Below are 17,617 nucleotides of genomic sequence, written 5' to 3' on the forward strand. Positions count from 1 at the left end.
CGGGTTTCAGCTGACGACTTTCAGCGAACAGATTTTGAAATCTGTTCGCTGAAAGTCGTCGCCTGTTCGTGCGCCCCGCCCCCGCCTCCGCCCGCCGCCACCCCTGCGCCCGGCCGCCGCTCGTCGACCAGCGGCGGGACGTCGCGCGGGGCGGCGGCGACGGCGCGCCACCACAGGCGCAGGGCGGGCGCGCGCGCGGGTTCGAAGGGCTTGCCGGGGCGGGGCACCGCGAGCCGGGCACCGAGTGCCTGGGCCGCGGTGACCACCCGCTCCGCGGGCTCCTCCCAGGGGTGCAGCGCGAGGTTGAAGGTGCACCAGTGGATCGGCAGCAGCAGCTCGCCGCCCAGGTCCAGGTGCGCCCGGACACCCTCCTCGGGGGTCATGTGCACCTCGGGCCAGAAGTCGCTGTACGCGCCGACCTGCATCATCGTCGCGTCGAACGGGCCGAGCCGGCGGCCGATCTCGGCGAAGCCGGGGAAGTAGCCGGTGTCCCCGCTGTGGAAGATCCGCCGTCCGCCGCCGGCCACCACCCAGGACGCCCACAGGAACAGCGAGCTGGTGCGCGGCCCGCGGCTGCAGTAGTGCCGGGCCGGTGTGGCGGTCAGGGTCAGCCCGGCGACCTCGGCCGACTCCCACCAGTCCAGTTCGACGATCCGCTCGGCCGGTACGCCCCAGTGCTCCAGGTGCGCCCCGACCCCGAGCGGCACGGCGAACACCGCGTCCGTCCCGACCAGCGCCCGGACGGTGTCCATGTCGAGGTGGTCGTAGTGGTCGTGGGAGATCACGACCACGTCCACCGGACCGAGTTCGGACAGCGGCAGTGGCACCGGGTGCAGTCGCTTGGGCCCGGTCCAGGAGAAGGGGGAGCAGCGCTCGCCCCAGACCGGGTCGAGCAGCACCCGCCGCCCGCCGATCTCGGCCAGCACGGAGGCGTGCCCCAGCCAGGTCAGCCGCAGCCCGGACTCCGGCGGCGCGGCCAGGTCGACCGGGAGCAGCCGGTGCACCGGAATGGCGGCGGTCGGCCTCCTGCGGGCCTTGTCCCCGGTCAGCTGGGCGTGGGTGATCTCCAGCGGGCTGCGCTCGTACACCAGGCGGCGGGTGGGCACCGGGTTGCGGAAGGCACCGTCGGCGAACTGCGGGGAGCGGCGGATGCGGGCCAGCCGCTCGCCCCTGGGCTCGGCGCCGAAGGCGTCGGTCCGGACCCGGTGCCAGGCAGCCCGGGGCATTCCGGCCAGACCGGGGACGGCGCGCTCGGCGGCGGGGCCGGTGGCCGGCGGGGCGAACTGCGAGGACAGACCGGCGAGGCGGGAGAACCACGGGGCGGGGCGGGGCACGGTTCCTCCAGGGACGGTCACGGCTACCGGGCGGGCCGGGGCGCGCAGCGCAGCGGCAGATGGGGCTGCTGCGATACGACAACCATCTCGTCGGAGGTTACTCGTCGTGGGCCGTCCGGACCTGGTGGAGAGCCCGGCGCGGTCCAATCGGGGGACCCGGGAGGGCCGGGCCGCACACCGTCGGCCCGGCCCCGCCCGCTCCGCTCGGCCCGGCCCCGTCCGCCCGTCGGCCCGGGCCCGTACGCCCTGCCCCGCACGCCGTCGCCCGGGCCCGCGTGGGCGCTGCCCGTCAGGCGTAGAAGCGGGTGATCGTCTCCGCGACGCAGTGCGGCTTGGCGCTGCCTTCGCTGACCACGGTGAACCGCACCACCGCCTGGACCCCGCCCGGCACCTCGGTGGCGGAGAGCAGCTCGGCGGTGGCCCGGATCGCGGTGCCCACTGGCACCGGGGCCGGGAAGCGCACCTTGTCGGAGCCGTAGTTCAGCGCCATCCGCACGCCCTCGACGGCGTAGCACTCCTTCGCCAGCACCGGGATCATCGACTGGGTCAGGTAGCCGTGCGCGATGGTCGAGCCGAACTGGCTCTCCTTGGCCCGCTCCGGGTCCACGTGGATCCACTGGTGGTCGCCGGTCGCCTCGGCGAACAGGTCGATCTGCCGCTGCTCGATGGTGTGCCACTGGCTGGTGCCCAGCTCGGTGCCGACGGCGGCGGTCAGCTCGGCGAGGGAGGCGAAGGTCGTCACGGTGCGCTCCTGGTGGGGACGGGCCCGGGGAGGGATCAGGACGCCGGAAGCGTATGCCTACCCACCGGTATCTGTCAGGAGCCGAACGGAAAACCGGTGTTCACGGGCCCCGCGTCCATGCTCCCCAGGCCCACCTGTCCGGCACCCGTTCGCCCGGCGTCCATCCGCCCGGCACCCACCTGCCCGGCGTCCATCCGCCCGGCGTCCGAAGGCCGCCGCGTCTGGTGGCCCAGGGCGCCCGGCCCGGTCGGGAACAGCCTGCGGCCGCTCACCAGCTCCGGCACCAGCCCGACGAACAGCGGCTCCGGATCGCCCACCCAGGGCCGCAGTCCGGAGCGCAGCACCCGCCGGATCTGCTCGGGGTCGGTCAGCATGTCGGCCCGTCCGTGCACCAGGACACTCCACCCGGTGCGGGTGACCGGGTCCAGCAGATCCGCCTGGAAGGCCACCACCGTGCCGTCAAGCCCGCGCGCGGTGGCACTTCCACGGCGCACGGCGAGCACCAGCCGCCCGTCCAGGACCTCGAAGGAGACCGGCAGGACGGCCGGCAGCGCGTGCTCGGTGTACACCACGCGCCCGACGGGCACGGTGCTGAGCAGCCGCAGGCACTCGGCCTCGCTCAGGGTCTCCACACGGTCCTCACGCTCCATGCGTCCGATCGTCCTCGGTCGGCACGCGTACCGATAGGGCCCATGGTCCCTGAGCGGACGGGTCGGGAGCCCCGCCGGAGGCCGTCGGGGGCGGTAGCCTGCCCGGCGGGTGGAGAAACGGTGCAGGAGGGGGACGGCCGGATGGCGGGCGGGGTCGATCTGGTGGTGATCGGGGCGGACGGCGGCCCCGACCGGGCCTTCGGGGGTGCGGCGCTCGCACCGGACGGCGCCCGGCTGCTCGCCGAGGTGCTGCCCGGGATGTGCTTCGACACCGGAGCGGCCGGCTGCAGGGTCACCACGGTGCCGCCCGACGCGGACGCCAACGCCATGCTCACCGCCGTCCGGGACGCCGCCCAGCACCCCGGCCGCTGGCTGCTGGTCTGCCTGGTCGGCCAGTTGGTGGCCGACCCGCGCGGGCGCCGGCTCGCCCTGGTCACCGCCGGCAGCACCGCCGACAACGCCTACCGCCGGGGCCTGGCCTGGGACTGGGTGGTCAGCGCGATGGTGCACGGCGACCAGGAGGAGGCCCTGCTGCTGGTCGACGCGGTGGCCGACCGGGACACCTGGGCGGCGGTGGAGAACGGCGAGGACGGCGCCGGCGAACTGCTGAGCTACTCCAGGGTCCCGCTGTGGGGCCGGATCGGCCGCTACGCCCCGGGGAACCGTTACGCCCCGGGCAGACGCGGCCGGGACGCCGTACTGCCGGGCGGGGAGGGCTCGTTCAGCCGGGCTCTGACCACCGTCCTGCGCCGGGGCGTCCCGGGTGCCCCCGCGGCCGTCGCCCCACTCGATCTCCAGCCGGCCGTGGCCGCGCTGACGGGTGGTGGAGAACCGGTCGGTAGTTCGGGTGCGCCTGGCGCGCGCCTGCTCGTTCCGCCGCACGCCGGGCGGCTTCTGATGCGCAATCGGGCCGCCGTTCGGGGCGCATTGGCCGGATTGTCGCTTTCCGAGGAACTGTTGGCCGTTCTGTGGCGGGAAAGTGCCCCGACGGAACCGCCTTCCGCGTAAGGTCAGGGGGCCTGAGGTGTTGCCGTGATGGGGTGGGTTGGCGAAGAATCGATCCCCAGCGGAAACACCGGCGGGACGGCGGAATTCTCCTGGCGGCCGTGGATCACGGATCAGGTCGGTCGCAATGAGGTGGGGCCATGCGGCAGCGCGGAAATGTGTTGCGCCCTGGGGCGGTTGGGGTCGGTGGGGCGGTTCTGGTGTTGCTGCTCGGCGCCTGTGCGAGCGGTGGTGCCGGTGGTTCCGTCGATCGCCTCGGGTCGGCTGCGCCCACCGTCGCGGGAGTGGATCCGCTGACTCCTTCGAGTGGTTCGGTAAACGGCTCGATCGCGCCGACCAGCGGTCCGGAAGGGGCCATGGGGCGGCTGGCCCTGAAGGCGTATCAGGATTGGTGGCAGGCCCAGTCGGACGTCTTCGGGCGTGCGGATTCGGACGGCTACGGACTGGAGCAGTACTCCTCCGGTCGGGCGCTGTCCGACAGTCTGGTAAGCCTCCGTCAACTGCGTGACGCCAAAGCGGTGATGACCGGAACGCCGCGCAATTCCGCGGTGGTCAAGGTCATCGACCTGAAAGCCGATCCGCAGACCGCCGTGATCGAGGACTGCGTCGACCTGTCGGACTGGCACCGCGTCGATGCCGTGACCGGGGCCGGCAAGGATCCCGGATCCCGCCTGAACCGGTACGTCGCGACCGCGTCCCTGCGCTGGTTCCAAGCACATTGGTTGGTCAACGACTTCAAGCGGGAGGTGGACCGGACATGCTGAACGCGCGGAAACCGGCCCGGCGGATCGCGATCGCCGTGTCGATGTCGGCCGGACTGCTGCTGTCCTCGGCGGTGAACGCGTCCGCGGACGAACCACCGGGCGGCGGGGCCGAACAGTGCTACCCGACCGTGATCTGCGTGGACGTCCACTCCGGTGGAACGGCCCCCGGGCCCGGCGGATCCCAGCCGGGCGGCGGCGGTTCGGGCACCGGGCCGCAGCTGTGCGACTACCACCAGGTCACCTGGGCGTGCCACGACCCCGAGCTGGGCTGGTTCAGCAGCAGCAAGGGCTGCTACTTCCGCCCGCTGGACAACCCGCCGGCCGCGGGCGACCCGGCGTGGGGCGGCCACGACCCGAAGGACGGCGCGCTCTACACGAAGGTCTGCCCGCAGACCGACGGGGGCATGGGCGGCGCCGAGATCGTCTTCGAGGCCACCACACCGGGGCAGGACGTCACCACGGAGGCCAGGGTCATCGAGCGGGCCACCGACCAGGTCCACTTCACGCCGCCGGTGGGCCGGGCCGCACCCCAGAACACCGCGGTGGTCAACGCCCCGGTCTGGCTCTGGGCGGACGGCGCCGCGCTGCCGGGCGTCGGCCACGCGGAGCTCGCGGGCATCGCGGTCACCGTCACGCCCCGGCTGGTGAAGGCGGACTGGAGCTTCGGCGGCAACCTCCAGACCTCCTGCGCCACGACCGGCACGCCGTACGACCCCAAGTACGGCGACGCGAAGTCCCCGGACTGCGGCTACGAGTTCAGGGCCAGCTCGGCCGGCGAGAAGAACGGCGTCTTCAACGCCACGGTGACGATGCAGTGGGAGGCCACCGTCGTGGTCACCGGAGGGCCGAACCCGCGGACGTTCAAGCTCAGGGGCATCAGGCGGAGCAGCGTCCCCTTCCAGCTCAAGGTCGCCGAGATGCAGGTGCTCAACTGAGCGCGCCCGACCGGGAGCGGCCGGCCGGCCGCCCCCGGGTGGTGGCGCCGGTAGGGCGATTCACCCACTGACCGGTTCAGAGCAGCCACACCAGCCAGACGAGCCAGACGAGCCAGACGAGCCACACCAGCCAGAGACGAATGAGGGAAGGGCGGAACCCGGTGGAGAACCGTACGTTCGCGACGCCGGGATCCGGCACCCCCGCGGGCGCGGCGGCGTCCGTGCCGCTCCCGGAGCAGCCGGAGCAGGGCGGCCGGGGCAAGGGCCGGGGGCGGGCGGTGCCGCACGCGCCCGGGCGGACCATGCGGGCGCGGCGCCGGCGCCCGGCGGTGCTGGCGATGGCGGTCGCGCTGATCGCGGCCGGCGGGCTGGGCGGGGCCGTCCTGTACAACAGCACCGGCCAGCGGGTCGCGGTGCTGGCGCTGGCCAGGGACGTGCCGTGGGGGCAGGTGATCACCGAGGACGACCTGGTGGTCGCCCGGATCGCGGGGGACCCGGCGCTGCACCCGGTGTCGGCCCAGGACCGGGCGAAGGCGGTCGGCATGCGGGCCGCCACCGACCTCAAGCGCGGCGCGATGCTCACCGGTTCCGACCTCGCCCAGGGCCTGTCGCTGCAGCCCGGGCAGATCGTCGTCGGCGTGTCGGCCAAGCGCAGCCAGCTGCCCGCCAGCCGGCTCCAGCCCGGCGTCCAGCTGGTCGTCGTCTTCACCCCCGACAACGGCCGGGCCGATTCACTGCCCGCCACGGTGATCACCGTCGGCCGGGTCGACACCGACGGCAGCCAGGTGATCGACGTGGCGGTCGGCACCGCGGACGGGCCCCGGCTGGCGCAGTGGGTGGCGAGCGGGCGGATCCAGGTACTGCTCGCGCCCCGCGGCGCGGCGGCCGGAGCCCCCGCGGCCGGTGCCCCCGCCAGCGGTGCCGCGCCGGCCCCGGCACCGAGCGGCGCGCCCTCGGCCACCGCCGGCACCCCGGGCACGGGGGCGCCCGCGCCCGGCGCCGCCACCTCCGGCGGTGCCTCGCCCGGAGCGCCGGCCGCGACGGGCGGTGCCTGATGGCCGTGATCGCGGTGGTCGGCGGCCCGGGCGCACCGGGAGCGACCACCACCGCCCTGGCGCTGCTGCTGTCCTGGCCGCTGCAGCCCGGCCGGCGGATCCTGCTGGTCGAGGCCGACCCGGACGGCGGCGCGGTGCTCGCCGGCGCCCTGGAGGGCCGGGTCGAGGCGGTGTACGGGCTGCGCAACCTGGCCGTCGCCGACCGCCGCGGGCTGCTCGCGCAGACCATCTGGGAGCAGCTGATCGACCTCTCGCCCGAGGGCGGCGCCGAGCGGCTGCTGCTGCCCGGGCTGACCGACCCCGTCCAGGCGCCCGGCCTCGCCTACACCTGGGAGCCGCTCGCCGAACTGCTGCGCGGCGTGGAACAGCAGGGCTACGACGTCATCGTGGACCTCGGCCGCTCCGGCGCCACCGGCCACAGCGCGGTGCTGGCCCGCCGCGCCGACGTGGTGGTGGCGACCGTGCGCACCACGCTGCGCGGGCTGAGCTCGGTCCGGCCCCGGCTCGCCGCCTTGGCCGAGGACCTGGCCGCGGCCGGCACCGGGGCGGACGCGCTCGGGCTGCTGCTGGTCGCCGAGGGGCCGTACACGCGGGCGGAGGTGTCCCGCGAGCTCGGACTGCCGGTGCTCGGGGTGCTGCCGCACGCCGCCCGGACGGCGAAGGTGCTCTCCGACGGCGGGGACACCACCGACCGGCGGTTCATCCGCTCGGAGCTGATGCGGACGGCGCGGTCGGCGGCGGACGAGGTGCAGCTGCTGGTCCGCCGTCGACGTCAGCGGCTCGCTCCGGGCGCCGCGCAGGACGCGGCACCGGCCCAGCTGACGGCCGGCGGTGCGGCGGGTGGTCCGGCGGCCCCGGTCGCGGCGGCGGTGCCGACGCCCCCTGTCCCAACGCCCCCTGTCCCGACGGCTCCGATGCCGGCCCCGCCGATACCGACCCCGCCCGTGCCGATGGCGCCGCAGCCGTCGATGCCCTCACAACCGTCGCACCCCTCGCAGCCGTCGATGCCCGAACCCTCGGCCGGGCCCGTGTCCTCGCCCGCGCCGGGCCCGTACGGGCAGTCGGCGTACGGGCAGGGCGGCCACGGCCAGGCCCCGTACGCCTCGGGCGGGTACGGCGCGGCGGCCCACGGGCAGTACGCACAGGGCCACTACGCGCAGGGCCAGTTCGCGCAAGGCCAGTCCACGCAAGGCCAGTACGTGCAGGGCCAGTTCACGCAAGGCCGGTCCGGCTACGGGACGGCCGAGGGCGAGCAGCCCTCGTACAGCCCGCCGCAGCCCGTCCCGCCGGTGATCACCACTGGCCCGGTGGCGCCGCTGGCGGGGCTCGCCCCGCAGCCGGCCGCGCCGGCACCGTTCCCGGCCCACGTCCAGTCCGCCCCGTACGGCGAGCCGGACGACCAGTACCCGCTCCAGCAGCCGGGTGTGACGGACCGTCGGAACGATCCCGACGGGCCGCACCCGCAGAACCCCGGGGAGGTGCTCCGTGCGCGGTAGCCCCCTGCACCAGCGTCCCGCCTCCGATCCGGCCGCGCTGCCCTGGACCACACCGGTGCCCGCACCGGTGCCGGCGCCCGGCCCGGTGGCCCCGCCGCACGGGTACCAGCCCGGCCCGGTCGCGCCCCAGCCGGCCACCGCCCAGCCCGTCGCGCCGCAGCCCGTCCCGCCCGGCGCGGCCGGGCCCACCGCCGTGCCCTCCCAGCTGCCCTCGCTGGACCTGCGCGGCGCCGCCACCCGGCCCGCCGTCGACCCGCAGGTCGCCCGCGAGCTCAAGCGCCAGGTCGCGGCCGAACTGCACCAGCAGATCACCCGGTTGACCGCCGCCTCAGGCTCCGATCCGGACCGCGCCACCCGCCGCCAGCGCGGCCGGGCGCTGATCGAGGAGGCCGTCGCCCGGTGGTCCGACGCGTACGCCCAGACCCACGGCATCCCGCCCACCCGGGAGCAGGACCGCGCCCTCGCCGAGGCCGTCTTCGACCTGCTGTTCCGGGCCGGCCGGCTCCAGCCCTACCTGGACGACCCGGAGATCGAGAACATCCTGATCAACGGCTGTGACGACGTCTGGGTCTCCAAGGTGCACCAACCCCTGCGCCAGGTACCGCCGGTGGCCGACAGCGACGCCGAACTCGTCGAGCTGCTCCAGGACCTGGCCCGCCAGCACGGCGGCGGCGAGCGCAGCCTGTCCACCGCCAGCCCGACCCTCGCCCTGCGCCTGGAGGGCGGCATGCGCCTCCAGGCGCTCACCGAGGTGACGCCCCGCCCGTACGTGGCGATCCGACGCCACCGGGTGGCCTCCGCGACCCTGCCCGAGATGGTCGAACTCGGCACCCTGGACGCCACCTTGGCGGCCTTCCTGGCCGCCGCGATCCGAGCCAGGAAGAACGTCATGATCACCGGCACCCAGGGCGTCGGCAAGACCAGCCTGCTGCGCGCGATGGCCGCCGAGATCCCGCCGGACGAGCGGATCGGCACCCTGGAGTCGGAGTTCGAACTCTGGCTGCACACCCTCGGCCACCTGCGCCAGGTCGTCCCGATGGAGGCCAGGGAGGGCAACGGCGAACGCGTCGAAGGGCGCCTGGCCGGGGAGTTGAGCATCGGCGACCTCATCCCGGCCGCGCTGCGCATGACGCTCTCCCGGATCATCGTCGGGGAGGTCCGCTCCGGCGAGGTCGTCCCGATGCTGCGGGTGATGACCAACGGCGAGGGCGGCTCGATGTGCACCCTGCACGCCCGCGGCCCGCACATGGTCGTCGACCGCATCGCCGAACTCTGCCTGGAATACGGCTCGCACATGACCGACTCACTCGCCTACCGGCTCACCGCCAACGCCCTGGACCTCATCGTGCACGTCACCATGGTCGACGAGACCGCCGTCGGCGGCCGCCGGCACCGCTTCGTGTCCCACGTCCTGGAGGTCACCGGCCTCGGGGAGAGCGGCCGGCCCGCGCTGAACACCGTCTTCGGCCCCCGGCCGGACCTCGGCGAGCCGCGGGCCGTCCCGCACACCCCGCCGCAGTGCCTGGACGACCTGCGCCGGGCCGGCTTCGACGCCTCGCTGCTCGGCTCCCGGTACGGGAGTTGGGCCACCCCGCTGCAGCTGCGGATCGGCGGTGGCGCGCGGTGATGCTGCTCTTCGCCCTGTGCGGGCTGGCGCTCGCGGGCGGCCTGGTCGCCCTGGTGGTCTGGGCCCGCGGCAGCGAGCCCGGCGACGAGGACGGGGCCGAACCGGAGGTCAACCCGCTGGCCGGCCGCCTCCACATGTTCTGGTACGGCGCCCCCGGGACGGCCGCGAGCCGGATGGTGCGGCTGCGCCGCGTCCAGCTGCCGCTCGCGCTCGCCGGGGCGCCGCTGGCCTGGCTGTTCACCGGCATCCCGCTGACCGCGCTGCTGGTGCCGCTGGCCGTCTTCGGCCTGCCCTGGCTGTTCGACACCACCCGCCCGGACACCCACCGGATCGAACGGCTGGAGGCGCTCTCCGAGTGGACCCAGCGGATCGCCGACGTGCTGCTGCTCGGCGTCGGCCTCAACCAGGCCATCGTCACCAGCCGCCGCACCGCCCCGGCCGCCCTGGAGGACGAGATCGGCGAACTGGCCGCCCGGCTGCAGGCCCGCTGGCGGCCCGAGGAGGCGCTGCGCGCCTTCGCCGACAGCCTCGCCGACGCCACCGCCGACAAGGTGCTCGCCGCGCTCGTGCTGCGGGCCGGGGACAGCGGTCCAGGACTCGCCCGCACCCTCTCCGACATGGCCGACTCGGTGCGCGAGGAGGTCCGCCAGCGCCGCGCCATCGAGGCCGACCGGGCCAAGCACCGGACCACCATCCGCTGGCTGGTCGGCATCATCGTGCTGGTCGTCATGGTCGGCTCCTTCAACACCGAGTACACCCGGCCGTACGGGACCTTCCTCGGCCAGGTGGTGCTCGCCGTCGTCGCCGCCCTGTTCGTGGCGATCATCGCCTGGATGCGGGCGCTGGCCTCCCACCCGCCGGTGCCCCGGCTGCTGACACCGGACCGGCGCAGCCGGAGCGGGCGGCGGTCCGCCGCACCGGCGACCGAGCCGGAACCGGCCGAGCTGCTCGGGGAGGTCCGGTGATCTCCCCCTGGTCCGTGCTGGCCGGCGCCGCCGCGGCCGGCGGCCTCGCCCTCCTGGTCGCCGAACTGCGCCCGGCGCCACCGGACCTGCGCCAGGCGCTGGACCGGCTGCACGCCACCCCCGCCGACCGCGAACAGCACCCGGACGAGCGGCCCCGCTGGTACGACCGGATCGGCGAACGGTCCGTCCACCTGCGCGGAGTCTCCGTCCCGCGCCGCGAACTCGCCCTGATCGGCCGCGCCCCGGCCCGGTTCATGGTGCACAAGCTGCTGTTCGCCGCGCTCGGCCTGATGCTGCCCGCCTACCTGGGCGCGATGGCCGTACTGATGGACGTCGGCCTGCCGTTCGCCCTTCCGCTGGTCGTCGGCCCGCTGCTGGCCGGACTGCTCTGGTTCGTCCCGGACGCCATCGTGCGCGGCGAGGCCAAGGAGGCGCGCACCGAGTACCTGCACGGCATCGCCGCCTACCTGGAGCTCGTCGCGATGGAGCGGGCCGCCGACTGCGGCCCCGCCGAGGCACTGCGCCGGGCCGCCTCGGTCGGGCAGGGCGCGGTGTTCCGGCGGATCCGCGACGCCCTGGAGCGCGCGGCCACCGACCGGCTCCCGCCGTGGGCCGGACTCGACGGACTGGCCGAGGAGTTGGGGCTGAGCCCGCTCCAGGACGTGGCCGACATCATGCGACTGTCCGGCAACGACGGCGCCGCCGTGTACGACACCCTGCGGGCCCGCGCCAAGGGCCTGCGCGGGGAACTGCTCGCCGAGGACCTCGCCCGCGCGAACGCCGACAGCGAACGGATGGTCGCGCCCGGGGCCGCGCTGACCCTGCTGATGACCGTCCTGATCGTCTTCCCCGCCCTGCACCAGATGCTCAACTGACCATGCCCACAGCCTCGTTCCCGTCCTTCTGGGCCCTACCGGCCCGTTCGGAGCAGCCGGCACCACCCGCCACACCACACCACACCGCCACACCCCCGGAGATCCCGATGACCGTACGACTCGTCCAGCTGGCAGATCGGGTGCTGCGCCCCGTCCTGCTGCCGGTCCAGTTCGCGCTGTTGCTGTTCACCTTCCGGCTCGGCCGGCTGCGGGCCGCCCGCGCGCGCGGCGACCGCGGTGCGATCAGCATCGAACTCGCCCTGGCCATCATCGCGTTGGTGTTCGTCGCGGGCGCCGTGGCGACCGCGCTCTACCTGCTGAAGGACAAGGTCGTCAAGAAGGTCGAGCAGGACCCGAACATGCCGGGCGGCGGCGCTGGCGCGGGCGCGGGCGGCGCCACCCAGTGATGCGTCCTGCTCTCCGCCGCAGAGGCGACCGGGGGGCGATGAGCCTGAGCCTGGCCATCGTCTTCCCGGTCGTCCTGCTGCTCCTGCTGCTCGTCGTCCAGGCCGCGCTGATCTGGTACGACCGGCAGGTCGCGCTCACCGCCGCCCGCGAGGGCGTGGACGCCGGCCGGGTGCAGGGCAGTGCGACGGACGGCGAGAAGAACGAGGCGGCCCAGCGGCAGGCCCGCGACTTCCTCGACCGGCAGGGCGTGCGCGGGTACACGGTGCGCACCGACGGCAGCACGGCGCAGACCGTCAGGGTCACCGTGCAGCTGACCCCGCCGCTGCTGATACCGGGGCTCAGGGCGCCCGCCGTCACCCAGTTCGCCGAGGCGCCGCGTGAGCGCTTCGTGGCGCCGGTGGTGACGCCGTGACGGGCGTGGCGGGAGCACCGGGAGCACCGGGGGCGCCGGGCGGACCGGGAACACCAGGGGTGCCGGGCGGACCGGGAACACCGGGGGTGCCGGGAGGCGGCCGCGGGCCGCGGTCCCGTCTCCGTCTGCGGTCACGTCCGCGTTCTGGTCCGCGCCGGCGGGACCGGGGCGGGATCGCGATCGAGGCGGCGATCGTCGTGCCGGGCGTGGTCGGACTCGTCCTGGTGGCCATCGCCGCCGGGCGGGTGCAGTCCACGGCCGGCACCGTGGAGGCCGCCGCCAGGGCCGCGGCCAGGACCGCCTCCCTGCAGCGCAGCGTGGACGGCATGGACCAGCCGGCCAGGGACTCCGCCCTCGCGACGCTGCGCCAGCAGGGCGTGTCCTGCCGCAACGGTGACGTGCGGGTCGGCCGGGGGGAACTGAACCTGCCGGGCGGACCGGTCACGACCGTCACCGTCACGGTGGTCTGCGACGTGGAACTGGCCGACCTGCTCGGCGGACCGTCCGGGGTACCCGTGACGAAGCACCTCGTCGGCGAGTTCACCTCGGTGGTGGACCGTTACCGGGGCACATGACGGCGCGCGGCGCCGTCACCCGGAAGACGGGGGATTGGAGAAGGCCCGTGCGGGGGAGACGCAAGCGGAGAGCGCTCGGGGGATGACACAACGGTACCGAGCGGCGCCCGGTGGGGGCCGGTGGGGAGAGCATCGTGCGAAGTGGGGGGAGGGGACGGGAGTGGTGAGCCGTCTGCGGCGACGGCTGTCGGCGCGCCGGTCCGACCGGGGCGCGGTGGCCCTCTTCGTGGCGATCTGCGCGGCGTACGTCGTGCTCGTCATCGCCCTGGTGATCGACGCCGGCGGCCGGCTGCGGGTCGCCGAGCGGACCGACGCCTACGCCCTGGAGGCCGCGCGGGTCGGCGGCCAGCAGCTCGACCGGGCGGCCGTCCTCCAGGGCAAGGGCTTCAAGGTCCAGGAGAAGTACGTCCGGGACGCCGCCGACGCCTACCTCGCCCTGTACGGCCTGCGGGCGGGCGAGGTCGAGTTCTCCGGCGACGGCAAGGTCGTCACCGTCACCGTGCGGGCCGACTACCGCCCGGTCCTGCTGGGCGCCCTCGGGGAACGGAAGGTAACGGGCAAGGGCAGTGCGACCCTCGTCCACGGAGTCGAGAAAGCGGAGACCGACTGATGGCCGCGCCACGTGCCAAGGACCAGGCCCGTACCGCCCAGGCCCGTACCGGCCGGGCCGGGACGTCCCATCGCGCCGGCGGCGCCCGAGGGCCCGCCGCCCCGGCGCCCCGACCACCCCGCGGGCGCGGCCGTGCCGTGATCACCGCGCTCGGCGCGCTGGTCACCCTGCTCGCCCTGCTGTTCGGCGTCCCCGCGCTGCTGCTGTACGGCACGGAGGCGGTCGCCGGGATGGGCGAGGTCGCCTCGGGCGGGGTGGGCGAGGCGCTCACCAGTCCGGACGACGGAAGCCTGTTCCTGTGGGCGCTGGTGGTGGTCGGCTGGATCGCCTGGGCCTGCTTCGCGCTCTCCGTCCTGCTGGAGATCCCCGCCCAGCTGCGCGGCCGGATCGCCCGCCGCATCCCCGCCTTCGGCTGGAGCCAGCGGATCGCGGCCGGGCTGGTCGGCTCGGTGCTCGCACTGGTGCCGGTGGCCGGCTCGGCCTTCGCGGCCGTTCCCGATGCGGCCCACGGGTCCGTCGCCCAGGCCCAGTTGGCGCCGGGCGGGGTGCAGCGTGCCGCACTGCCCGCCGCGCAGGCCGCGCCGGCCCCGACGCCGGCCGCCGAGCAGCAGGCCACCTACACGGTGCGGGACGCCCGCCCGGCCGACAGCCTGTGGTCCATCGCCGAGCGCCAACTGGGCTCGGGGGAACGCTGGGTGGAGATCGCCAAGCTCAACGACGGGCGGGTGATGGGCGATTCGGGCATCCGCTTCGACGCCGAGCGGCCGATCCAGCCCGGCTGGGAGCTGCTGATGCCGGCGGACGCCAAGCCGGACGAGGCGAGGACACCGGCGCCGGCTCCCGCCCCGGCTCCCTCGGGGGACGCCGCGCAGGGCACGCCGCAGAGCGCGCCGCAGGGGGCCCCGCAGGCCGGGACGGACGCCGGCGGCCCCGCCGGTGCGGGCGGTTCCGGTGGGCAGCACACCATCACCGTCCAGGCCGGGGAGAGCCTGTCGACCATCGCCCAGCGGGAGCTGGGGGACGGGGAACAGTGGCCGAAGCTGTTCGAGGCGAACAAGGGGACGCAGGCCCCGGACGGGGAGCAGCTGACGGATCCGGACGTGGTGGTGCCGGGGATGGTGCTCACGGTGCCGGGGGCGGGGGCCGCCACTCCCGCGCCCGCTCCCGCTCCTGCCCCCGTGGACCAGGCGCCCGCTCCGGCGCCCGCCCCGGCTCCGGCTCCCGGGGACCAGACCGCGCCGCAGACCCCGGCGCCGGGCGCTCCCGCGCAGGGCGCGCCGCAGTCGGCCCCGGTGCCCGCGCCCACGCACGCTCCGGCGCAGGCGCCCGCCGCGCACGCCGACCCGGCCGCCGGCGACGACTACAGCGTCGCCCTCTCGGCCTCCACCGTCGGAGTCCTGCTCGCCGCCATCATGGTCGGCGCCGTCGCCCACAAGCGCGGCACCCAGCAGCGCGCCCGCCGCCCCCGGCACCGCATCGCGATGCCCGAGGCCGAGGCCGCCGCCTTCGAGAACGAGCTGATGGCCCGCCAGGACCAGGCCGGACTGGAACTGCTGGACCGCGCCCTGCGCACCCTGGCCCGCAACACCGTGCGCGGCGGCAAGCGGCTGCCCGCCATCGTCGCCGCCCGGATCACCCAGGGCCAGACCGTCGAGCTGCACCTGTCCGGCCCGGCCACCCCGATCGCGCCGTTCCGCGCCGCCCACGCCGCCAACGTGTGGTGGTGCAGCGCCGACTCGGGCGACCTGCTCAGCCCCGGCCAGGCCCGGAAGACCCCCGCGCCGTACCCCGCGCTCGTCACCCTCGGCACCTCGCCGGACGGCTCGGTCGTCCTCGCCGACCTGGAGGCCGTCCGGCTGCTCCACCTGTCCGGCCACCCGGACGACGCCCGGGACGTGCTGCGCACCCTCGCCATCGAACTGGCCCACAGCCCGCTCGCCGACCGGCTCCACCTGCACCTGGTGGACCTCGCCGAGGAGGTGCCGATCAGCGGCCCGGCCGCCGAACGTGTGCACCGCCACCCCACCCTGGAGGCCGCGCTCGCCGCCCTCGGCCCGCGCACCGCCAAGGCCCGCGCCACCCTGGTCGCCGCCGAGGCCACCAGCCCGCGCGAGGCCCGCAGCCGGGGCCAGGCCGACGAGTCCTGGACGCCCGAGATCGTGCTCTGCGCCCACCAGCCCGGCGGGGACGTCCCCGCCGAGCTCGGACGCCTGCTCGACGCCCGCCCGCGCACCTGCGTCGCCGTCATCACCCGCGCCCCCGAGCGCGGCACCGGCCCGGTCGCCCGCTGGACCCTGCCGACCTCCGGCCAGGCCGCGATCCCCGGCCTGCACCTCACGGTCGAGCTGCAGCGGCTCGACGTGCGGCAGTACGACCAGGTCGCCGAGCTGCTCCGGGTCGCCGACGACACCACCCAGCACCCGGCCCCGGCCTGGACCCTGGACGGGCCGGAGGACGACACCGACACCACCGAACTGCCGGCTGCCGTACCGGTGCTGGCCGCCGTCGGGGCCTCGGTCGCCTCGGGGGTCTCGGGCGTCTCGGCGGTCGGCGGGGCGTCGGTAGGTGGAGCCCCGGGCGGAGGCGCCTCGGGCGGTACGGACGAGGGCACGGACGCGGCTGCCGGTCCCCGGCTGCTCGCCCGGGTCATCGGCACCGGGGCCAGCCCGTTCGCGGGCACCGATCCGGTGGCGCCGGCCCCGGCGCCCGCCGCCCTGCCGCCCGCGGCTCCGGCCCCGACTCCGGCTCCCGCACCGGCTCCGGTGCCGGCCGGACCGGCGCGGTTCGTCGTCAACGGGCAGGGACGGCAGGCGGCCACCGACGAGACCACCCGCGACCTGCGGCGGCCCGATCTGTCGGAGGGCGACGGGGCGGACGAGCCGGGGGACTCCGCTTCGGAGTCCACGGCGACGGTCGTGCTCGCCGTCCAGCCCGTCGTGCCGCAGCCGGTCGTGCCGCGGCAGGCGGCGGTGGATCCGGTCGTGGCGGAGCCGACCGGCTCGAAGACCGTCGAGGAGTCGGCGCCGCGGGCCGAGCGCGCTCCGGAGTCCGCTCCGCAGGCCGCTCCGGAGTCCGCTGTCGAGTCCGCCGCCGAGTCCGGTGCCGGGACCGGGCCCGCCGGGGCCGCCGGGATCGCGGGGACCGTCGAAACCGCGGACGCGGTCGGTGCGGTCGATGCGGTCGGTACGGAGGACCCGGCGCCCGCCGTCGAGCCCGGCCCCGCCGCCGTCGCCCAGGTCGCCCGGACGACGCCCGGTCGCAGCGACAGTGACGACCTGCTCGCCATCCTCCGCTCCCCGGAGGCGCACGCCCCGCGCAACGCCCCCCGGATCCGGTTGCTCGGCCCGGTGGACGTCGCGGGCGTCCTCGGCGCCGCCGCACCCGGCGCGCTGCCCCGGCTCACCGAGCTCGCCGTCTACCTGGCGCTGCGCCCGGGTTCCGAACTCCACGTGCTCGACCGCGACCTGCACCCCGGGGCGGCGCACCTCGACCCGCACCCCACCGCGGCCGACGCCAGGAGCCCGCTGCCGACCAAACTCTCCGACCTGGCCGACTGGTTCGGCACCTCGCCGGAGGGCCGCGCCTTCCTGCCCACCGAGGGCACCGAGGGCTACGCCTTCGCCCCGGCGGTCACCTGCGACTGGGACGAGTTCCGCAGCCTCTACCGGCGCGGCATGCGCAGCACCAGCGCCACCGCCGACGCGGCCCTCGCCCACGCCCTGGCCCTGGTCCGCGGCGCACCGTTCGCCGAGGCCCCGCCGGCCTCGTACGGCTGGGCGGAGGCCGAGCGACAGGACATGATCGCGGCGATCGTCGACACGGCCCACGAACTGGCCGCCCGCCGCCTGCAGTACGGCGACCACCGCAGCGCCGAGGCCGCCGTCTTCCGCGGCCTCGCCGTCGCCCCGGACGTCGAACTGCTGCACCGGGACCTCTTCTACGCCTATGCCTCGGCCGGCGCCCGGGACCAACTCCTGCGCGCCGTCAACCGGTTGGACGCGCTCAGCCGCCGCACCGGCCGGGACCTGGACGCCGACACCGTCGCCCTGCTGCGGGACCTGCTCGCGGGTTCCTGACGCGGACCGCCGACTGCCCGGTCACTCCCCACGGGGGTGGCCGGGCAGTCGAGTTGACGGGCCGGCCGCTGATGTGATGGTCGCGTGG

16 protein-coding genes are annotated in these 17,617 nt (G+C 75.7%); 13 read left to right on the forward strand and 3 right to left on the reverse strand.

The features are described from left to right. Positions 1–20 precede the first annotated feature (20 nt). From ACIQ87_RS20120 to ACIQ87_RS20130, 3 genes are all read right to left on the reverse strand, one after another. The gene (locus ACIQ87_RS20120; RefSeq protein WP_402408622.1) at positions 21–1,226 is read right to left on the reverse strand and encodes an MBL fold metallo-hydrolase; all 1,206 of its coding nucleotides are present in this window, start codon (positions 1,224–1,226) and stop codon (positions 21–23) included. 397 nt (positions 1,227–1,623) lie between these two features. Continuing rightward, the gene (locus tag ACIQ87_RS20125; protein ID WP_402408360.1) at positions 1,624–2,076 is read right to left on the reverse strand and encodes a MaoC family dehydratase; all 453 of its coding nucleotides are present in this window, start codon (positions 2,074–2,076) and stop codon (positions 1,624–1,626) included. Positions 2,077–2,150: 74 nt separating this feature from the next. Further along, positions 2,151–2,726, reverse strand: a complete 576-nt coding sequence (locus tag ACIQ87_RS20130) for a pyridoxamine 5'-phosphate oxidase family protein (protein ID WP_402408362.1) — start codon at positions 2,724–2,726, stop codon at positions 2,151–2,153. 120 nt (positions 2,727–2,846) lie between these two features. Between ACIQ87_RS20130 and ACIQ87_RS20135 the strand changes: the two genes are divergently transcribed. The 13 genes from ACIQ87_RS20135 (at position 2,847) to ACIQ87_RS20195 (ending at position 17,529) form a co-directional block, all read left to right on the forward strand. Then, complete coding sequence (locus ACIQ87_RS20135) at positions 2,847–3,734, forward strand: hypothetical protein (RefSeq protein ID WP_402408365.1); 888 nt, start codon at positions 2,847–2,849, stop codon at positions 3,732–3,734. 137 nt (positions 3,735–3,871) lie between these two features. After that, positions 3,872–4,495, forward strand: a complete 624-nt coding sequence (locus ACIQ87_RS20140) for a hypothetical protein (RefSeq protein ID WP_402408368.1) — start codon at positions 3,872–3,874, stop codon at positions 4,493–4,495. Continuing rightward, a complete protein-coding gene (locus tag ACIQ87_RS20145; protein ID WP_402408371.1) occupies positions 4,489–5,430 on the forward strand; it encodes a hypothetical protein in 942 nt (313 codons plus the stop codon). The genes ACIQ87_RS20140 and ACIQ87_RS20145 overlap by 7 nt, the downstream gene beginning before the upstream one ends. 161 nt (positions 5,431–5,591) lie before the next feature. Further along, a complete protein-coding gene (locus ACIQ87_RS20150; RefSeq protein WP_402408373.1) occupies positions 5,592–6,485 on the forward strand; it encodes an SAF domain-containing protein in 894 nt (297 codons plus the stop codon). Next, complete coding sequence (locus tag ACIQ87_RS20155) at positions 6,485–7,981, forward strand: hypothetical protein (protein WP_402408376.1); 1,497 nt, start codon at positions 6,485–6,487, stop codon at positions 7,979–7,981. Before ACIQ87_RS20150 ends, ACIQ87_RS20155 begins: the two co-directional genes overlap by 1 nt. Beyond that, complete coding sequence (locus tag ACIQ87_RS20160) at positions 7,971–9,608, forward strand: CpaF family protein (protein WP_402408378.1); 1,638 nt, start codon at positions 7,971–7,973, stop codon at positions 9,606–9,608. The genes ACIQ87_RS20155 and ACIQ87_RS20160 overlap by 11 nt, the downstream gene beginning before the upstream one ends. Beyond that, on the forward strand, positions 9,608–10,573 hold the full coding sequence (locus ACIQ87_RS20165) for a type II secretion system F family protein (RefSeq protein WP_402408380.1): 966 nt from the start codon (positions 9,608–9,610) through the stop codon (positions 10,571–10,573). The genes ACIQ87_RS20160 and ACIQ87_RS20165 overlap by 1 nt, the downstream gene beginning before the upstream one ends. Further along, positions 10,570–11,448 (forward strand): hypothetical protein, encoded by an 879-nt coding sequence (locus ACIQ87_RS20170; RefSeq protein ID WP_402408383.1) that lies wholly within the window; start codon positions 10,570–10,572, stop codon positions 11,446–11,448. Before ACIQ87_RS20165 ends, ACIQ87_RS20170 begins: the two co-directional genes overlap by 4 nt. Before the next feature lie 107 nt (positions 11,449–11,555). Further along, positions 11,556–11,855 carry a hypothetical protein gene (locus ACIQ87_RS20175; protein WP_402408384.1) on the forward strand — a complete coding sequence of 100 codons (300 nt, stop codon included), beginning with the start codon at positions 11,556–11,558 and terminating at the stop codon, positions 11,853–11,855. A 38-nt stretch (positions 11,856–11,893) separates the two neighbouring features. Then, positions 11,894–12,268: a TadE/TadG family type IV pilus assembly protein gene (locus tag ACIQ87_RS20180; RefSeq protein ID WP_402408387.1), complete on the forward strand. Its 375-nt coding sequence runs from the start codon at positions 11,894–11,896 to the stop codon at positions 12,266–12,268. A gap of 206 nt (positions 12,269–12,474) precedes the next feature. Next, the gene (locus ACIQ87_RS20185; protein ID WP_392875439.1) at positions 12,475–12,843 is read left to right on the forward strand and encodes a pilus assembly protein; all 369 of its coding nucleotides are present in this window, start codon (positions 12,475–12,477) and stop codon (positions 12,841–12,843) included. A gap of 163 nt (positions 12,844–13,006) precedes the next feature. Next, positions 13,007–13,453, forward strand: coding sequence for a hypothetical protein (locus ACIQ87_RS20190; protein WP_392875442.1), 447 nt, complete (start codon positions 13,007–13,009; stop codon positions 13,451–13,453). Then, a complete protein-coding gene (locus tag ACIQ87_RS20195; protein WP_402408391.1) occupies positions 13,453–17,529 on the forward strand; it encodes a LysM peptidoglycan-binding domain-containing protein in 4,077 nt (1,358 codons plus the stop codon). Before ACIQ87_RS20190 ends, ACIQ87_RS20195 begins: the two co-directional genes overlap by 1 nt. The last annotated feature ends 88 nt before the right edge of the window (positions 17,530–17,617 follow it).

Source organism: Kitasatospora sp. NPDC096204 (assembly GCF_044763205.1).
GTDB lineage: Bacteria > Actinomycetota > Actinomycetes > Streptomycetales > Streptomycetaceae > Kitasatospora.

Coding starts and splice junctions, on each gene's coding strand:
- ACIQ87_RS20120 (WP_402408622.1), bottom strand. CDS start 1,226: ATGCCCCGGGCTGCCTGGCACCGGGTCCGGACCGACGCCTTCGGCGCC.
- ACIQ87_RS20130 (WP_402408362.1), bottom strand. CDS start 2,726: ATGGAGCGTGAGGACCGTGTGGAGACCCTGAGCGAGGCCGAGTGCCTG.
- ACIQ87_RS20140 (WP_402408368.1), top strand. CDS start 3,872: ATGCGGCAGCGCGGAAATGTGTTGCGCCCTGGGGCGGTTGGGGTCGGT.
- ACIQ87_RS20145 (WP_402408371.1), top strand. CDS start 4,489: ATGCTGAACGCGCGGAAACCGGCCCGGCGGATCGCGATCGCCGTGTCG.
- ACIQ87_RS20155 (WP_402408376.1), top strand. CDS start 6,485: ATGGCCGTGATCGCGGTGGTCGGCGGCCCGGGCGCACCGGGAGCGACC.
- ACIQ87_RS20165 (WP_402408380.1), top strand. CDS start 9,608: ATGCTGCTCTTCGCCCTGTGCGGGCTGGCGCTCGCGGGCGGCCTGGTC.
- ACIQ87_RS20175 (WP_402408384.1), top strand. CDS start 11,556: ATGACCGTACGACTCGTCCAGCTGGCAGATCGGGTGCTGCGCCCCGTC.
- ACIQ87_RS20180 (WP_402408387.1), top strand. CDS start 11,894: ATGAGCCTGAGCCTGGCCATCGTCTTCCCGGTCGTCCTGCTGCTCCTG.
- ACIQ87_RS20195 (WP_402408391.1), top strand. CDS start 13,453: ATGGCCGCGCCACGTGCCAAGGACCAGGCCCGTACCGCCCAGGCCCGT.